Here is a 17,312-nt window from a genome sequence, read left to right on the forward strand (position 1 = left end):
GCTGCGATCCGTGCGCCGGGCGTCCCGCCGGCGGTCAGTCATGCCGATGGACGAAACGCGCCAACATCCCGCGGCTTTGTTCGATGGACTGCAGCGGCGGCTCGGCGCCGCCGTTGACCGAACGCAGCGCCGCAAGATAGGCCGGTGATCCGATCTCGGGGCACCGCAGTACCGCGTCCATGAACTCTCGCGGCGGACGGTAGGCGTGCTCGTGGATGTAATGGACGATGCCGCCGGGGGCGAGGTAGACGGCGGCGGCGCCGGGCACCAGCAGGTTCTCCTGCGACCAGATCGGTCCCGGCGAAGGGCAGTCCAAGGCCAGGCAAAGCCCGCAGTGCATGCAGCCGCGGAAACGGTAGTGCGGATAGGCTGCATTGGTCTGCTCCAGCATCGCTTCGAGTTTGGCGACCAGCCCGCTGGCGGTGGGCCCCGTTTCGAAGGCATGGCCGTGCGCCAGCCAAGCCACCGCGCGCAGCGGAACCTGCCAGCTGTCCGCGCAATAGGGGCCGGGATGGTAACGGCAGATTTCGAGATCCTGTAGGTGCACGGCGCCTGCGTTCGAGACGGGGCGTCAGCTGGGGCTGCCGGGCGCCGCTGCGCGCTTCTGCCCGCGCTTGCGCGACTTGCGCGCTTTGTTGTGCTCGCGAAGGATTTCCACGCATTGGTCTGCCGTGGGTATCGTGTAGTCGGTCAGGATCGAATGCCAACCGCCGCAGCATTCGTCGGAGCATCCGCAGACGTAGAAGCGCACCGGGTGCTGCATCAGGCCCTCGCGCTTCCGTATCGAGTTGGTCCGCTCCCGGCTCTTGATGACGTCGGCGATCGCGGCGGGTTTCAGGAATTTTCCGCTCATGGGCGCAGTTCGGGGCTGGGGTCGGGAAACGTCGTGGATGCTTGAGTTTGGGCGGGTATCCGAGCCCGCCGCGGGCTCATATCTCGTAACGGTACTCGCAAGACAGCTTGATGTCGCGCACGTAGTCGTCGTAAGCGTAGGCCGCACCCGCGCTTTTGTGACGAGAGGGGCGCAGCGCGGTCAGCTTCGCGACGAAGCTGGCGCGGATTCCGTACGGCAGACGGGTGGCCTTCACCGTGGAGGGGAGGGCGTAGAGCGTGGTTTCGAAGCCGTCGGACCGGATCTGCAGGGCGAACACGCCCTCCGTCAGCGACTCGATGAGGGTGGTTTGCGAGCCCTCGTCGCTGAGCGTGTACCGGTGTTCGCGGCTGGAAACCACCAGGGACAGGACTTCCTCGCTCGCAGGAATCGTCCCGTCCAGTTGCATGCTGGAGCCCTGGGTCAGGGGCGTGCACTTCAGTTCGGCCGGAGCGGAGCCCGCATGGGCGTTGCCGGAGAAGGCGTAGGCCAACGAAAGTGCCAGAAGAGCGCCAAAACGCATCGTGTGTTTCCTGAGGTGGGGCCGAGCCCGCGACGTCGCGGGCGGAAGCGATGTTCGCACGGCGATGCCGGGCGAATCGAATGACGGCGCTCCGGCCGGCATCGTGCCGATACGGGAACCGTCGGCAGGTGCGTGTTCCCGCTACGACCCGCCTCGCAAGGCGCGCGCCGCGTCCTCCCAGTGCTCGCCGTCGAAGCCGTGCACCGGCAGCGATGCCAGGTCCACGCCTTCCAGGCAGCGGATGTTGACTACCCACACGCTCGGGTCCAGGCGCGGGCGCGAAAACGGAGAGATGCCGCAGTGCCGGCAGGAGTAGTGCTTCGCGGTCATGGTGTTGAACTGGTACAGGCTCAGCTCGGATTCGCCGCTGAGGATGCGCAGGCCGGCGTCGGAAGTGCCGTGCCAAAGCGCGCCCTTGCGGCGGCAGATCGAGCAGTTGCATTCGATCGCGTACTTGAGCTCGCCGGCGAGTTCGAAGCTCACGCGGCCGCAGTGGCATGAACCGCGGTAGGTCTGCTGCATGGTGTTCGCTCTCCTTGGCCGCTCGGGCCGCTGCGCCGGCTGGGTCGATCATAAACGGCCCCGGCAGACCTACCCGCAATTCGGACTATTCCTAGGCCGCGCCGGGGCGGCCGCCGATGGCCGGGCAGGTACGGCATTTCTAAGCTGGACGCACATGATCCAGCGGGCGAATGGGATGGCGACGGCGACCGTAGCGAACGCAACACCGGTGGCCGCGTTCGGCCCGGCCGCCGCCGTCGCCTGGTTGGCCGGCGCGGTGGCCAGCCTCGCGGCTCCCTCGCTGTTGCCGGTGCTGCTGTCGGTCCCGCTGCTCGCGATCGGCGCCCTGGTCTGGTTCCGCTACGGCGGCGTCGGGCGCCTGCTGGGCGTCGTCCTGCTGGGCTTCGCCTGGACCGGCTTGCATGCGGCCTACGCGCTGTCCCGGCAGTTGCCGCCGGAATGGGAGCGGCGGCCGGCGACGGTGTCCGGCCGCATCGTCGAACTGCCGGTGCACGAGGTCCGGCGCACGCGTTTCCTGTTTCGCGTCGACGACGCCGACGATCAGGTCGCGCCTTTGCGCGGCCGCCTGCTGCGCCTGTCCTGGTACAGCGAGGACCGCGGCGAGCGGGCCGCGCTGCGCGCCGGTCAGCGCTGGCGCTGGAAGCTGCGGGTGCGCGCGCCGCGCGGGCTGCGCAACCCGGGCGCGCCCGATGCCGAGAAGTACGCGCTGATGCAGGGCCTGAGCGCCAACGGCTATCTGGTCGCGGCAGGGCAGTCGCAGTTGCTGGCGCCTGCCACCGGGCTGGAGGCGCTGCGCGAGCGCCTGTCCGACCGCATTCGCGATGCGGTCGCCGCGCCGTCGTCGCGCTACGTGCGCGCGCTCGCGCTGGGCGACACGCGCGCCCTGGACGAAGGCGACTGGGAGGTCCTGCGCGCGAACGGGCTCACCCATCTGATCGCGATCTCCGGCTTCCACGTTGGCCTGGTCGCTGGTTTCTTCGCCTTGCTCGCGCGCGGCGCCTGGCGCTTGTGGCCGGCCCTGGCCCGGCGCTGGCCGCGGCCGGTGGCCGCGGCACTGGCGGCCGCGCTGGGCGCCTTGCTGTACGCCGCGTTGGCGGGTTTCGCCCTGCCGACCGTGCGTACCTTGCTGATGATCGCGGTGGTCGCCGGCGTGCGTATGTCGCGGCGGCCGTTCCAGGGCGCGACAGCGCTGGCCCTGGCGGCGATCGCGGTCCTGTGCGCCGACCCGCTGGCGGTGCTGGGCGCAGGATTCTGGCTCAGCTTCCTGGGCGTGGCCTGGCTGCTGTGGTGCCTGCCGCGCAGCGGGCCGCGGCCTTCGTTGCTGCGCGATTTCCTGTCGGCGCAGGGCGTGGCGACCCTGGGCCTGCTGCCGGCCTGCGTGGCGCTGTTCGGACAGGCCTCGCTGGCGGGCCCCTTCGCCAATCTGCTGGCGGTGCCGTGGTGGAGCCTGGTGGTGGTGCCGCTGGCCCTGCTCGGCACCGGCCTGGACCTGCTGTGGACGGGCCTGGGCGAGGGCGCCTGGCGCCTGGCGGCGTTCTGCTTCGATCTGAGCTGGCCCCTGTTCCTGCGTCTGGCCGACAGCGGCCTGGCCCTGTGGTGGCTGCCGGAGGCGCGCTGGTTCGCCCTGCCGCTGGCACTGCTGGGCGCGTTCTGGCTGCTGCTGCCGCGCGGCGTGCCCGGCAAGCCGCTGGCCTTGCTGCTGTGGCTGCCGCTGCTGTGGCCGGACCGGCGCCTGCCGCAGGCCGGCGAAGCCGAGCTGACCGTGATCGACGTCGGCCAGGGTTTGTCGGTGCATGTGCGCACCGCGCGCCACGAGCTGCTCTACGACTTCGGGCCGGCGGTCGTCGACGGCTTCGATGCCGGCGAGCGCGCGGTGGTGCCGACCTTGCGTGCGCTGGGCGTGCGCGCGCTCGACCGGCTGGTGCTCAGCCATGCCGACAACGATCACGCCGGCGGCCTGGAGGCGGTCGCGCGGGTGTTCCCCAGCGGCGACCGGCGCGCACCCGAAGGCTCGGGTATCGCGGCGGCGCGGCCCTGCGTCGCCGGTCAGGCCTGGAGCTGGGACGGGGTGCGTTTCCGCTTCCTGCATCCGCCAGCGTATTTCCCTTATCTGCGCAACGAGTCCAGCTGCGTACTGCGGATCGAAACCGCGCACGGTGCGGTGCTGCTGACCGGCGACATCGGTCAGATCGTCGAGCGCGATTTGGTCCGGCGGGATCGCGAGCAGGGGCGCCGCGACCTGCGCGCCGACGTGGTCCTAGTCGCCCACCACGGCAGCCGGGGCTCGTCGGATCCGGCCTTCGTGGCCGCCACCGGCGCCCGCCACGCCCTGATTTCCAGCGGTTACGGCAACCGCTACGGCCACCCCAAGCCGCAGGTGCTGGCGCGCTGGCGCGCGGCCGGCGCCACCACCTGGGACACCAGCGGCGGCGGGGCGCTGCGGCTGCGGCTGGCGGCCGCGGGGCTGGAGCTGGAAACGCGACGCCAGGCACATCCGAGGCTGTGGGACGCGGCCAAGCGGGTGGAGGCCGCGCCGCCTGGGCTATCCTATCGGCCAGATTGACGCGGCCGAATGGGCCGGAGGTTCGCGAGTGCTGGAACTGATCAAGGCCGGCGGTTGGCCGATGATCCCGCTGTTGCTGCTGTCGGCCGTCGCGCTGGCGATCATCATCGAGCGGTTGTGGACGTTGCGGCGCAAGGCCGTGCTGCCGCCCGAACTGGGCAAGGAAGTCCGTGCCTGGGCCGGTCGCGGCAAGCTGGACCCGGCGCATATCGAGTCCCTGCGCGCGACCTCGCCGCTGGGGGCCCTGCTGGCCGCTGCGCTGGACGTGCGCGGCCGCCCGCGCGACGAGATCCGCGAGCGCATCGAGGATGTCGGCCGCCACCTGGTCCACCGCATGGAGCGCTACCTCAACACCCTGGGCACGATCTCGGCCGCCGGCCCGCTGCTGGGCCTGTTCGGCACCGTGGTCGGCATGATCCAGATGTTCCTGGGCATCCTCGACCACGGCATCGGCGACGTGAACCAGTTGGCCGGCGGCATCGGCAAGGCGCTGGTGTGCACCGCGGCCGGCATGATCGTGGCGATCCCGGCCCTGATCGCGCACCGCTGGTTCCGCGGCCGCATCGCCGAATACATCGTGGCGATGGAGCACGAGGCGATCCAGCTGCTGGACACCCTGGACACCCGCACCCCGGCGCGTCCGGCCGTCGCCACGCCGGCGCCGCCGGTGCAGCAACAGGCCGTGGGCTGAGGCTGGGCCGGCATGCGCATACGCGACCACCGCGCCGACGACGAACCGGAGATCAACCTGGTCCCGTTGATCGACGTGATCCTGGTGCTGATCATCTTCTTCGTGGTCACCGCCACCTTCGACGCGCGCTCGGTGCTCAAGCTGGAGCTGCCGCGCGCCAGCGGCGAGCCGGTCAGCGACGCGTCCAAGGCGCTGATCGTGCTGGTCAACGCCGACGGCCGCTATTTCGTCGACGACCGTGAAGTGCTGCGCGACGACCTGGAATCGCTGAAGACCACCATCGCCGAGGTCGCCGGCAGCGACCGCGACCGCCAGGTGATGCTGCGCGCCGACGCGCGCACGCCCTATCAGGCGGTGGTGACGGTGTACGACGCCCTGGGCCAGCTCGGCTTCCGCCGCATCATGAGCGCGACCGCGCCGCCGGCCGGCGCCGGCGCCGCGCCCAGCGAGGGCAAGCGGTGACGGCCCAGGTCTCGCCCTGGCAGACCTACCGCCGCCTGCTCGGCTTCGCCCGTCCCTACGGCGGGCTGTTGTGGCTGGCCCTGATCGGCATGCTGGTGGAGGCCGCCGCGGCCGGCATCTTCACCACCCTGATGACGCCGATCATCAACCTGACCTTCATCGAGAAGGAAAAGCAGCTCAGCACCCTGTTGCCGCTGGCGATCGTCGGCCTGTTCCTGCTGCGCGGCGTGGCCGGCTACGTCACCGACTACCACATGGCCAAGGCCGGCCGCAGCATCGCCCGCGACCTGCGCGTGAACGTGCTGGGCAAGTATCTGCGCCTGCCGGGCCTGCGCTTCGACACCGAGCCGGTGCCGTCGATGCTGGTGCGGCTGGGCTCGGACAGCGACCAGGTCGCGCAGGCCGCGGTCGACGCGATGAAGGTGATGCTGCAGCAGAGCTTCCAGGCCCTGGCGCTGCTGGGCGCGATGCTGTTCGCGAGCTGGCAGGTGACCCTGGCGGTGCTGTTGATGGCGCCGCCGCTGGCGTTCGTGATGGACAAGATCGGTCGCCGCTACCGCCGCATCAGCCATCGCATCCAGGAGAGCGCGGGCGCGCTGCTGCAGTCGGCCGACCAGGCCCTGGGCAACCACCAGGAGGTCAAGGTCTACGGCGCCCAGGACGTCGAGCTGGCGCGCTACGGCGCGATCGCCGACAACCACCTCAAGCTGAGCATGAAGGTCGAGTCCACGCGCTCCATCGCCTCGGCGATGGTCCAGCTGATGGGCGCGGTCGGCCTGGCGCTGCTGCTGTTCGTGGCCGGTCGCGAAGCGCTGGCCGGGCGCCTGGACGCGGGCAAGTTCGTGACCCTGATGACCTCGATGATCGCGATCATCCCGGCCCTGCGCCAGCTCACCAACGTGCAGAACATGCTGCAGCGGGGCGTGGCCTCGGCCGAGCGCCTGTTCTCGGTGCTGGACGCCGACGACGAGCCCGACAAGGGCAGCCGTCCGCTGGCGCGCGCGCGCGGCGAGCTGGAGTTCCGCGATGTGGTCGCGCGCTATCCGGGCCAGAAGGACCCGGCGCTGGCCGACATCAGTTTCAGCGCCAAGCCCGGCACGGTCACCGCCATCGTCGGCCGCTCCGGCAGCGGCAAGTCGACCCTGATCAAGCTGATCCCGCGCTTCTACGAGCCCGAATCCGGCCAGATCCTGCTCGACGGCCATCCGCTGCAGGACTACCGGCTGTCCGACCTGCGTCGCCAGATCGCCCTGGTCGGCCAGCAGGTGATGCTGTTCGACGGCACCGTCGCGGCCAACGTCGCCTACGGCGAGTTGCAGGAAGCGGCGCCGGAAGGCCTGGAGCGCGCGGTGCGCGGCGCCAACGCCATGGAGTTCGTGGAACGCCTGCCCGAGGGCGTGCAGACCCACATCGGCGCCAAGGGCGGCAAGCTGTCCGGCGGCCAGCGCCAGCGCCTGGCGATCGCGCGCGCGATGCTCAAGGACGCGCCCATCCTGATCCTGGACGAGGCCACCGCCGCGCTGGACACCGAATCCGAGCGCCTGGTGCAGGACGCGCTGGATCGTCTGATGCCCGATCGCACCACCCTGGTGATCGCGCATCGGCTTTCGACCATCGAGCATGCCGACCAGGTGCTGGTGCTGGACCAGGGCCGCATCGTCGAGCGCGGCAGCCATGCGCAGTTGCTGGAGCAGGGCGGTCTGTACGCGCACCTGCACCGCATGCAGTTCCGCGAGGCCGAGTAGGGCATGGCCGGCGGTTCCCACGAACGCCGCGCCCGCCTGCCGGCGTATTGGTACGGCGACGCTCCGATACCGATCGGCGCGCGCCTGCTGTCGGCGCTGTACGGCAGCGTCAGCGGCCTGCGCCGCGCCCTGTACCTGAAGGGCTGGTTGCGCCGCCGCCATCCCGGCGTGCCGGTGGTGGTGGTCGGCAACATCACCGCCGGCGGCGCCGGCAAGACCCCGATGACGATCGCCCTGGTCGAGCGCTTGCGCGCCGAGGGCTGGAAGCCCGGCGTCGCCAGCCGCGGCTACGGCCGCGAGCGTTCGGCGCCGCCGATGTGGGTCGAGGGCACTACCGACCCGGCCCTGGGCGGCGACGAGCCGGTGCTGATCGCCGCGCGCACCGGCGTCAAACTGCGGGTGGACCGCGACCGCTACGCCGCCGCGCGCGCGCTGGCGCAGGCCGGCTGCGACGTGGTCGTCTGCGACGACGGCCTGCAGCACTACCGCTTGGCGCGCGACATCGAGATCGAAGTCGTCGACGGCCGCCGCCGTTACGGCAACGCCCAACTGCTGCCCGCCGGCCCCTTGCGCGAGCTGCCCGAGCGCGCCGCGCGTTGCGACTTCCGGGTCGTCAACGGCGGCGAGACCGGCTTCGGCGAATGGCCGATGCGCCTGATCGCCGATCAGGTCCAGCCGCTGCTGGGCGGGCGCGGGCGCAAGCTCAGCGCCTATTCCGGCCAGCGCGTGCACGCGGTCGCCGGCATCGGCGATCCGGAACGCTACTTCGCCATGCTGCGCGGCTTCGGCATCGCCGTGGTCCCGCACGCCTTCCCCGATCACCATCGTTACAGCGCCGCCGATTTCGAGTTCGGCAGCCAGCTGCCGGTGCTGATGACCGAAAAGGACGCGGTCAAACTGGCCGGCGAGGGCGAGGGCTCGTTCGTCACCGAACAGTTCTTCAGCGTGCCGGTGCGCACCGAATTGCCCGAGGCGTTCTGGGTCTCGCTGCTGGCCAAGCTGGCGGCGCTGAAGGGGCGCTAGGCGCGTCGGCCGTGCGGACCGGCGCGAGGCGGGGCACGAATCCGCAGCGCCCGCCGTAAGATGCGGGCAGCGCCGCGGCCCATTCCGCGCCGCCAGCCTTCGACCACCGCGGCCCGTCCGCGCACCGGAATCCCCATGTCCCAGGACTTCGTCGTCGCCATCCCCGCCCGTTACGCCGCCACCCGCCTGCCCGGCAAACCGTTGCGCCTGCTCGGCGGCGAACCGCTGGTGCTGCACGTCGCACGGCGCGCGCTCGCGGCCGGCGCGCGCGAGGTCTGGGTGGCGGCCGACGACGAACGCATCGCGCAGGCGCTGCGCGACAGCGGCGTGCGCGTGGCCATGACCTCGACCGAGCACGCCTCCGGCACCGACCGCCTGGCCGAATGCGCGCGCATCGCCGGCTGGTCCGACGACACCGTGGTGGTGAACCTGCAGGGCGACGAACCGTTCGCGCCGGCCGCGGGCGTGCGCGCCTGCGCGCAGGCCCTGGCCGCCAGCGGCGCCGAGATGTCGACCCTGGCCGCGCCGGTCACCGAGGTCGAGACCCTACTGGATCCCAACGCGGTCAAGCTGGTACGCGCGGCCAGCGGCGACGCGCTCTATTTCAGCCGCGCGCCGATCCCGTGGCCGCGCGACGCGTTCGCGCGCGATCGCGGCCGCATGCCCGAGGACGGCGAGTGGCTGCGCCACATCGGCATCTACGGCTACCGCGCCGGCTTCCTGCAGCGTTTCGCGGCGATGCCGGCGGGGCGGCTGGAGCGGATCGAATCGCTGGAACAACTGCGCGTGCTCGAAGCCGGCCACCGCATCGCGGTCGCGCTCACGCCCGAGCCGTTCCCGCCCGGGGTCGATACCCCGGAGGACCTCGCGCGCGCCGAATCGCTGCTGGCCGCGGGCGCCTGAGCCGTGCGCCTGCTGGTGGTCTGCCTGGGCAATATCTGCCGCTCGCCGGTGGCCGAGGGCGTGCTGCGCGCGCGCATCGCCGCCTCGACCCTGGCCGGCCAGATCGAACTGGATTCGGCCGGCACCGGCGATTGGCACGTGGGCCAGCCGCCGGACCGGCGCGCGATCGCCAACGCCGCCGAACACGGCATCGACATCTCCAGCCTGCGCGCGCGCCAGCTCGCCGCCGCCGACTACCGCGACTTCGACTGGCTGCTGTGCGCCGACCGCGCCAACCTGCGCGACGTGCAGGCACGCGCGCCGCGCGATGCGCGCGCGCAGGCGGCGCTGCTGCTGGATTGGACCGGGGTGGACAGCCAGGGCGAGGTGCCCGATCCCTATACCGGCGGCCCGGCCCAGTTCGAACACGTATTCGAACTGCTCGACCGCGCCGCCGACGGCGCGATCGCGCGCCTGCGCCGGGAATTGGGCCTGCGCGGGCGCTGAGACGCATCTGCTTCTGCCTGGCCGGGGAAAGGCCGGTCCGCCGCTTCGCTTGCGGGCGGCGCCGAAGCCCGATGAAGGCGCTCTTGCCGTTCCCCCGTTGCGGACGGGGCCGGGGATTTGCGCCCGCGGTCCGCAAACCCCATTCCAGCGCCGCCATCTTGCCTTCACGCATAATCGGCCCTATCCAGTAGCCGATGTACGCGAACGTGACCGCCCGCCGCCTGCCTGCCGCTCCGCCCGCCACGCGTCCCGACGGGGCGTGCGCGGTCCTGTATCCGCGCGGCCGGCCCGCGCCGGAGCGCAGCGCATGAGCGCGGCGCCGCCGCCGTTCGACGGCAAGTCCTTCGTCAAGAAGCTCAGCACCGCGCCCGGCGTCTACCGCATGATCGGCGCCGACGACGGCGTGCTCTACGTGGGCAAGGCCGGCGCGCTGCGGAACCGCGTCTCCAGCTACTTCAACGCCACCCCGAAGTCGGCCCGGATCATGTCCATGCTCGCCCAGACCGCGCGCATGGAGGTCACCGTCACCCGCACCGAGGCCGAGGCGCTGATCCTGGAGAACCAGCTGATCAAGTCGCTCAAGCCGCGCTACAACGTGCTGCTGCGCGACGACAAGAGCTACCCCTACGTGCTGATGACCCAGGAGGCCTGGCCGCGCATCGCCATGCACCGCGGTCCGCGCGCGATCCCGGGGCGCTACTTCGGCCCCTACGCCAGCGTCGGCGCGGTGCGCGACAGCCTCAACCTGATGCACAAGCTGTTCCGCCTGCGCAGTTGCGAGGACAGCGTGTTCCGCAACCGCTCGCGGCCCTGCCTGCAGCACCAGATCGGCCGCTGCAGCGCGCCCTGCGTGGGCCTGGTCGCGGCGCGCGACTACGCCGAGAGCGTGCGCCGCGCCGGCCTGCTGCTGGACGGCCGCAGCGACGAGCTCACCGACGAACTCGGCCGCGCCATGGAGGCCGCCAGCGCGCGCCTGGACTTCGAGGAGGCCGCGCGCATGCGCGATCTGGTCACCTCGATCCGCACCCTGCAGGCGCGCCAGTACGTCGACGGCCGCGCCGCCGACCTGGACGTGCTGGCCGTGGCGATGCAGGGTGTGGCCGCCTGCGTGCTGCTGCTGGCTTTCCGCGACGGCCGCAACCTGGGCACGCGCGCCTTCTATCCCAAGACCAACGGCAGCGACAACGCCGAAGAAGTGCTGGCCGCGTTCGTGTCGCAGTACTACGCCGAGCAGACCCCGCCGCGCGAGATCGTGCTGGACCGCGACATCCCCGACCGCGAGCTGCTGGAGCAGGCGCTGTCGGCCGCGGGCGAGCGCAAGGTCCAGATCCGCAGCAGCGTGCGCGGCGAACGCGCCGGCTACCTCGACCTGGCGCGCCGCAACGCCGAGCTGTCGCTGGCCGCCGAGCGCACCAGCCACGCCGCCCAGCACGCCCGCGCCGAAGCCCTGCGCGAGATGCTGGGCATGGCGGCGATCCCGAACCGCATCGAATGCTTCGACATCAGCCACACCATGGGCGAGGCCACCGTGGCCTCCTGCGTGGTGTTCGACGCCGAGGGCCCGGTGCGCGGCCAGTACCGGCGCTACAACATCGCCGGCATCGTCGAGGGCGACGACTACGCGGCCATGAACCAGGCCATCGAACGCCGCTTCCGGCGCGCGGTCGAGGAGAACGGGGTGATGCCGGACGTGCTGCTGATCGACGGCGGCGCGGGGCAGGTGGCGCAGGCGCGCGCGGCCCTGGACGAGCTCGGCGTGGAGGCGGTGATCCTGGTCGGCGTGGCCAAGGGCCCGGCGCGCCGCCCGGGCGACGAGGAGTTGCTGCTGCCGGACGGGCGGGTACTGCATCCCGGGGCGGAGTCGCCGGCCCTGCAGCTGGTCCAGCAGGTCCGCGACGAGGCCCACCGGTTCGCCATCACCGGCCACCGCGGCCGCCGCCAGAAGGCCCGCAACACCAGCCGGCTGGAGGACATCCCGGGCATCGGCCCGCGCCGGCGCGCCAGCCTGCTGCGCCATTTCGGCGGCCTGGGTGGCTTGAAAGCGGCCGGAGTCGAGGAAATTTCGCGGGTCGAGGGCGTTAATGCCGCCCTGGCCGAGCGCATCTATGCGACCCTGCACGGGCTGGAGGCGCCGGATCCCGGCGCCCCGGCCAAGGCCAACCCGAAAGCGGCCAACGGCGGCACGCGGAGCGAAGGATGAAGTTGACGATACCCACCATGCTCACCCTGGCGCGGATCGTGCTGATCCCGGTACTGGTGGTGGTGTTCTACCTGCCGTTCCAGTGGACGAACTTCGCCGCGGCCTTCATTTTCGCGTTCGCGTCGGTCACCGACTGGCTCGACGGCTGGATCGCGCGCCGCTACAACCAGTACTCGGCCTTCGGCGCCTTCCTCGATCCGGTCGCCGACAAGCTCATGGTGGCGGTGGCGCTGCTGCTGATCGTGCAGAAGCATCCGACGGTGTGGATGACGCTGTGGGCGGCGGTGATCGTCGGCCGCGAAATCGCGGTGTCCGCGCTGCGCGAATGGATGGCCGAACTGGGTCAGCGCGCGGCGGTGAAAGTGGCCACGATCGGCAAGATCAAGACCATCGTGCAGATGGTCGCGCTGGTATGCCTTTTGTATCAAGAACCTGTATTCGGTTTGCCGATCTTCCGCATCGGCGAATGGCTGCTGGCCGGTGCCGCGTTGCTGACTTTGTGGTCGGGGCTAGCGTATTTGCGCGCGGCATGGCCTATAATGCGCGAAGACGCGAAGGGGCCCTCGGGCTGATCGCGGCAGCGGCCTCATCGGGGGCCGATGCACCGGGGCTGAAGCCCGGGTTCGGGGGCAGCAAGGAAAACGAAATTGGGTGTTGACAGTTTTGTTTCCATGCCTAAAATGTTGGTTCCTCTGCGGGAATAGCTCAGTTGGTAGAGCACTACCTTGCCAAGGTAGATGTCGCGAGTTCGAGTCTCGTTTCCCGCTCCAAATTCGAGGAGTCATCCTCAGGAACAAAGCCCCGCATGCGGGGTTTTGTTTTTTCGGCGGTAGCCCACTGCGACGTGGGCAATCGCCATCGCAAGCGGTATGCTTGCGGGCAGTCCACCGGCCGGGTGGCAGAGTGGTTATGCAGCGGACTGCAAATCCGCGTACGCCGGTTCAATTCCGACCTCGGCCTCCAATTATCGGACCCTGCATGCAGGGTCCGGCTTTATCGGAACTCCGAAGCCCCGCGCAAGCGGGGCTTTCTTTTTTGCGCGCTCGCCCCAGCCCGTCGCGCGGCCCGGACTTTCCTCGCGGCCGGTGGCGTGTCGTAAGCTATCGCCGCAGTCGCGACCCAGGCCCGGGTGGCGAAATCGGTAGACGCATCGGACTTAAAATCCGCCGGCCGCGAGGCCATGCCGGTTCGAGTCCGGCCCCGGGCACCACATGGCGCTGCGCGCGCCGGATCTTAGCGCCGGCCGTCTTCGCCCGCAGCGCGCGCGCTCATGCGCCGCTCGAAGACGTTCAACAGGGCCAGCACCAGCAAGGTCAGCACGGTCGCCGCCAACGCCAGTGCGTGGTAACCGAATCCGCAGGCCACCCCGATCACCGCCACCATCAGCAGCGAAGCGGCGGTGGTGATGCCGGCGACGGGCTCGCCGCGGCGGTGCGAGAAGATGGTGCCGGCGCCGATGAAGGCCACGCCCGCGATCACCGCCTCGACCAGGCGCAGCGGATCGGTATTGATCCTTCCGGGCGGTTCCAGGCGCATCTCGATCAGGCTGAGCTGGCCGATGCCGATCAGCAGGGCGGACGCGCCCGCGACCAGCATGTGGGTGCGGAAGCCGGCGGGGCGGTTCTTCATTTCCCGCTCCAGGCCGATCAGGCCGCCCAGCGCCATGGCGTAGCCGGTGTCCACGATCACCCACAGCTGATCGATCCAGTCCACGCTAGCGGCGATCCGTCGGCTGCATGTCGCTGCGCTCGCGCATGGCTCAGGCCAGGGTCCTGATCCTGCTTTCGCGCGCCCATTGCCGCAGCTTCGCGGCCGCCACGAAGCCGTGAGTATTGGCGGCCTCCACTACGCCCTCGTCGGGCTCGACGCCGGCGGCGTCCAGCACGAGCCGGCCACCGCGATCGGCCGCGATCGCTTTGAGATGGCCGTAGGCGTCGCGGACGAAATCCACCGCGGCCGCCTCCCTGGCCAGGCGCTGGCCGGCCTTGTCCGTCAGCACCAGCGCGACCGCGTCGAACACCAGCGAGGGCGTGCCGGCCAGCTGGCCGTCGGCCGCGAGGACCTTGCCGTCGCTCAATTTGGCGCCGCCGATCCGCGACGCGACGATCTTCACTCGCGCCCCGGCCGCTTCGGCGGCCTTGCGCAGGGCGCGTACCGCAGCCGCGTCGGAGCCCTCGTCGATCAGCAGGCCGACGCAGCGGCCCTGCAGCGTGGGTTTCATCTTGCCGATGATCTGCAGCGGCGGCGACAGCGGCAGGTCCTGCGCGGCGACCGCGGCCGGCGGCACCGGCGGCAGCGTCGCCAGGCCCAGGCCCTCGGCGACGCGCCGGGCCAGCGCGCTGTCGATGTGGCGCAAATGCCCGACCACGGCCTCGCGCACGTGCGCAGTTCCGACCTTGGACAGTTCGAACACCAGCGCCGAGGCCAGGTGCGCCTGTTCGTATTCGCTCTGGCTGCGATAAAACAAGCGCGCCTGGCTGTAATGGTCGGCGAAACTCTCCGGCCGCAACCGGCCCTTGGCGCCGTCGTCGCCGGCGACGGCGGCGCTGCGGAAGCCGGCCGGGGTCTCGCGCGGCGACTGCGGATCCAGCGAGCTGGGTTCGTAGTTCACCCGGCCGCGCGGCACCCGCATCTGCATGTGGCCGTCGCGCTGGAGATTGGCGAACGGGCACTTGGGCGCGTTGATCGGCAGCTGATGGAAGTTCGGCGAGCCCAGCCGCGACAGCTGGGTGTCCAGATACGAGAACAATCGCCCCTGCAGCAGCGGATCGTTGGAGAAGTCGATGCCCGGCGGGACGTGCGAGGGGCAGAACGCGACCTGTTCGGTTTCGGCGAAGAAATTGTCCGGCCAGCGGTCCAGCACCATGCGGCCGATCACGGTCAACGGCACCAGCTCCTCGGGGATCAGCTTGGTCGCGTCGAGATGGTCGAACGGGAACGCGTCGGCCTGTTCCTGGGTGAACAATTGCACCGCCAGTTCCCATTCCGGGTAGTCGCCGTTCTCGATCGCCTCGAACAGGTCGCGGCGGTGGAAGTCGGGGTCGGCGCCGGCCAGCTTGACCGCCTCGTCCCATAGCGTGGACTGCAGCCCCAGTTTCGGCCGCCAATGGAATTTGACGAAGGTGGACGCGCCCTTGGCGTTGATCAGGCGGAAGCTGTGCACGCCGAAGCCTTCGATCATGCGCAGGGAACGCGGAAGGGTGCGGTCGGACATCGCCCACATGATCATGTGCATGGCTTCGGGCGTCAGCGAAATGAAATCCCAGAACGTGTCGTGGGCGCTGCCCGCCTGCGGATAGCCGCGGTCGGGCTCCATCTTCACCGAGTGGACCACGTCCGGAAACTTCATCGCGTCCTGGATGAAGAACACCGGGATGTTGTTGCCCACCAGGTCCCAGTTGCCCTGCTGGGTGTAGAACTTGACCGCGAAGCCGCGCACGTCGCGCGGCGTGTCGATCGAGCCCGCTCCGCCGGCGACGGTGGAGAAGCGGCAGAACACCGGCGTGCGCTCGCCGACCTCGCTCAGGATGCGCGCCGTGGTGTAGCGGCCCAGGGATTTAGTGAGCTCGAAATAGCCGTGCGCTGCGGAGCCGCGCGCATGCACGATGCGCTCCGGAATGCGCTCGTGGTCGAAGTGGGTGATCTTCTCGCGCAGGATGAAATCCTCGAGCAAGCCCGGCCCGTGCGGCGTGGCGTGCAGCGAGTTCTGATTGTCCGACAGGGGCAGGCCCTGATTGGTGGTCAGCGCGGGATGCTTGCCGCCGGCGGCTTGGTGGAGTTCGTCGCCGGATCCGCGGCTGTCGCGCGCAGGAGCGGAGCGTTGCTGGGGTCGCGCCTTGGCTTGGGCAGTGGGGGCCTTCTTGCTCGCCATGAGGGGGCTCCTGGCTGGTCGCTGGGCGGCGCTGGCCGCGCCGGTTCCGCGATCGTGCAACGGTGGCGGTGAACATACCGTCGTGTTCCGCCGCAGGCGCTTTCACGCACGCCTTACGCTCGGATCCGCGACGGCGCTACAGCTGCGACTTGAGCGGCAGCACGAACTTCTCGAACACGCGCTCCGTCCACGGGCGTCGGCGCCAGTCCTGCAGGGTGTAGCGGCGCGAATCGCGCAGGTCCGCCTCGAACACCGCGGTCATGTCGGCGGCGAAGGCGCGGTCGTACACGTTGAGGCTGGCCTCGTCGTTGAGGCGGAACGAGCGGATGTCGAAATTGGTCGATCCCACCGAGACCAGCTCGCGGTCCACGATCAGCATCTTGACGTGCATCATGGTCGGTTCGTATTCGTAGAACTCGATGCCGGCGCGGATCAGGTCCTCCCACTGCGCTTTCGAGGCCAGGCGCACGGTGTCCGAATCGGTGTGTTCGCCCGGCACCAGAATGCGTATGCGCACGCCGCGGCGGCGCGCATCCAGCAGGGCCCGCCGCACCAGTTCGTCGGGGACGAAATACGCGGCGGCCAGGTCGATGCTGCGCTCGGAGGCCGCGATCGCCAGCAGCACCATCAGATGCATGCTGTCGCTGCCGCCGGCCGGCGAGCTGATGAACAATTGCGCCGGCATGTCGCCTGCGTCGCTCAGGGGCGGATAGAAGGCCGCCCCGTGCAGGACCACGCCGGTGGATTTGACCCAGTTGTCGTTGAAGCCGGCCTGCAACTGCGCGACCACCGGGCCCTCGATGCGGAAATGCGATTCGCGCCAGTGCTCGGGATCCTGGGCGTGCCCCAGCCACTGGTCGGCGATGCCGACCCCGCCGGTGAAGCCGATCCTGCCGTCGACGATCAGCAGCTTGCGATGGGTGCGGTTGTTGACCCGGTCCAGGTTGTACCAGGCCAGCGGACGGTACTGGCGTATGCGTACGCCGGCCCGCTTCATCTCCTCGATCTGGGCCTGGTCCATCTTGGCGCTGCCCAACCAGTCGACCGTGAGGTGGACGGGAATGCCGGCACGCGCGCGTTCCGACAGGGCCTGGCTGAAGGCGTGGCCGATGTCGCCCGACCAATAGATGTAGGTTTCGAAGGCGATGCTGCGCTGCGCTGCGCGGATCGCCTGCAGCATGGCGGGAAAGATCTCGTCGCCGTTCTGCAGGGCTACCACCCGGTTGCCTTCCAGCACCGAGGGCCCGAGCAGCGTCCCCATCTCGCGCCGGAATTGCGCCGAGCTCACGGAATGGCGGTGCGGCAGGGCCTGCGCGAGCTGCTTCTCCGGGCCGGCGAGATTGAGCGCGATCACGCTGGCCGCCGCCGTGAGCAGGATCGCCGCCAGCACCGTCCAGATCACGCGACTGCGGGGCCAACGGGCGGGCATGGCGGCTCCGGCCGGGAGATCGC

The 17,312-nt window shown here is 70.3% G+C and carries 16 protein-coding genes and 3 tRNA genes; 12 read left to right on the top strand and 7 right to left on the bottom strand.

Annotated elements, in window-relative coordinates; genetic code table 11:
• Window positions 1-34: 34 nt before the first annotated feature.
• From V1318_RS00525 to V1318_RS00540, 4 genes are all read right to left on the bottom strand, one after another.
• Window positions 35-547: a hypothetical protein gene (locus V1318_RS00525; protein ID WP_332936799.1), complete on the bottom strand. Its 513-nt coding sequence runs from the start codon at window positions 545-547 to the stop codon at window positions 35-37.
• A 24-nt stretch (window positions 548-571) separates the two neighbouring features.
• Window positions 572-853: a hypothetical protein gene (locus V1318_RS00530; protein ID WP_332936801.1), complete on the bottom strand. Its 282-nt coding sequence runs from the start codon at window positions 851-853 to the stop codon at window positions 572-574.
• 76 nt (window positions 854-929) lie between these two features.
• Window positions 930-1,394 (bottom strand): hypothetical protein, encoded by a 465-nt coding sequence (locus V1318_RS00535; RefSeq protein WP_332936802.1) that lies wholly within the window; start codon window positions 1,392-1,394, stop codon window positions 930-932.
• A gap of 141 nt (window positions 1,395-1,535) precedes the next feature.
• Window positions 1,536-1,916 carry a GFA family protein gene (locus V1318_RS00540; protein WP_332936803.1) on the bottom strand — a complete coding sequence of 127 codons (381 nt, stop codon included), beginning with the start codon at window positions 1,914-1,916 and terminating at the stop codon, window positions 1,536-1,538.
• A 175-nt stretch (window positions 1,917-2,091) separates the two neighbouring features.
• Between V1318_RS00540 and V1318_RS00545 the strand changes: the two genes are divergently transcribed.
• The 12 genes from V1318_RS00545 to V1318_RS00600 all read left to right on the top strand — a co-directional run bounded on the left by V1318_RS00545 (window position 2,092) and on the right by V1318_RS00600 (window position 13,199).
• Window positions 2,092-4,479 carry a DNA internalization-related competence protein ComEC/Rec2 gene (locus V1318_RS00545; protein ID WP_332936804.1) on the top strand — a complete coding sequence of 796 codons (2,388 nt, stop codon included), beginning with the start codon at window positions 2,092-2,094 and terminating at the stop codon, window positions 4,477-4,479.
• 28 nt (window positions 4,480-4,507) lie between these two features.
• Entirely contained in the window at window positions 4,508-5,170 is a 663-nt protein-coding gene (locus V1318_RS00550; protein WP_332936805.1) for a MotA/TolQ/ExbB proton channel family protein, read from the top strand.
• A gap of 12 nt (window positions 5,171-5,182) precedes the next feature.
• Window positions 5,183-5,632 (top strand): biopolymer transporter ExbD, encoded by a 450-nt coding sequence (locus V1318_RS00555; RefSeq protein WP_332936806.1) that lies wholly within the window; start codon window positions 5,183-5,185, stop codon window positions 5,630-5,632.
• Window positions 5,629-7,377, top strand: coding sequence for a lipid A export permease/ATP-binding protein MsbA (gene msbA / locus V1318_RS00560; protein WP_332936807.1), 1,749 nt, complete (start codon window positions 5,629-5,631; stop codon window positions 7,375-7,377). The genes V1318_RS00555 and msbA overlap by 4 nt, the downstream gene beginning before the upstream one ends.
• 3 nt (window positions 7,378-7,380) lie before the next feature.
• Window positions 7,381-8,400, top strand: a complete 1,020-nt coding sequence (lpxK, locus tag V1318_RS00565; RefSeq protein ID WP_332936809.1) for a tetraacyldisaccharide 4'-kinase — start codon at window positions 7,381-7,383, stop codon at window positions 8,398-8,400.
• 135 nt (window positions 8,401-8,535) lie between these two features.
• The gene (gene kdsB, locus V1318_RS00570) at window positions 8,536-9,303 is read left to right on the top strand and encodes a 3-deoxy-manno-octulosonate cytidylyltransferase (RefSeq protein WP_332936811.1); all 768 of its coding nucleotides are present in this window, start codon (window positions 8,536-8,538) and stop codon (window positions 9,301-9,303) included.
• Between the two features lie 3 nt (window positions 9,304-9,306).
• Entirely contained in the window at window positions 9,307-9,789 is a 483-nt protein-coding gene (locus V1318_RS00575; protein WP_332936812.1) for a low molecular weight protein-tyrosine-phosphatase, read from the top strand.
• 307 nt (window positions 9,790-10,096) lie between these two features.
• Window positions 10,097-11,989, top strand: a complete 1,893-nt coding sequence (gene uvrC / locus V1318_RS00580; RefSeq protein WP_332936813.1) for an excinuclease ABC subunit UvrC — start codon at window positions 10,097-10,099, stop codon at window positions 11,987-11,989.
• On the top strand, window positions 11,986-12,561 hold the full coding sequence (gene pgsA / locus V1318_RS00585; RefSeq protein ID WP_091634358.1) for a CDP-diacylglycerol--glycerol-3-phosphate 3-phosphatidyltransferase: 576 nt from the start codon (window positions 11,986-11,988) through the stop codon (window positions 12,559-12,561). Before uvrC ends, pgsA begins: the two co-directional genes overlap by 4 nt.
• A 122-nt stretch (window positions 12,562-12,683) precedes the next feature.
• Window positions 12,684-12,759 (top strand) — tRNA-Gly (locus tag V1318_RS00590).
• Between the two features lie 119 nt (window positions 12,760-12,878).
• A tRNA-Cys gene (locus V1318_RS00595) sits at window positions 12,879-12,952 on the top strand.
• Between the two features lie 160 nt (window positions 12,953-13,112).
• Window positions 13,113-13,199 (top strand) — tRNA-Leu (locus tag V1318_RS00600).
• A 23-nt stretch (window positions 13,200-13,222) separates the two neighbouring features.
• Here V1318_RS00600 and V1318_RS00605 read toward each other — a convergent pair.
• The 3 genes from V1318_RS00605 to V1318_RS00615 form a co-directional block, all read right to left on the bottom strand.
• A complete protein-coding gene (locus V1318_RS00605; protein WP_332936815.1) occupies window positions 13,223-13,702 on the bottom strand; it encodes an MgtC/SapB family protein in 480 nt (159 codons plus the stop codon).
• A 46-nt stretch (window positions 13,703-13,748) separates the two neighbouring features.
• Window positions 13,749-15,860, bottom strand: a complete 2,112-nt coding sequence (locus tag V1318_RS00610) for a catalase (protein WP_332936816.1) — start codon at window positions 15,858-15,860, stop codon at window positions 13,749-13,751.
• Between the two features lie 136 nt (window positions 15,861-15,996).
• Window positions 15,997-17,262 carry a phospholipase D-like domain-containing protein gene (locus V1318_RS00615; protein ID WP_332938280.1) on the bottom strand — a complete coding sequence of 422 codons (1,266 nt, stop codon included), beginning with the start codon at window positions 17,260-17,262 and terminating at the stop codon, window positions 15,997-15,999.
• Between the last annotated feature and the right edge of the window lie 50 nt (window positions 17,263-17,312).

It is taken from the genome of Lysobacter sp. CCNWLW3 (assembly GCF_036697405.1).
In the GTDB taxonomy this organism is placed as follows: domain Bacteria; phylum Pseudomonadota; class Gammaproteobacteria; order Xanthomonadales; family Xanthomonadaceae; genus Lysobacter.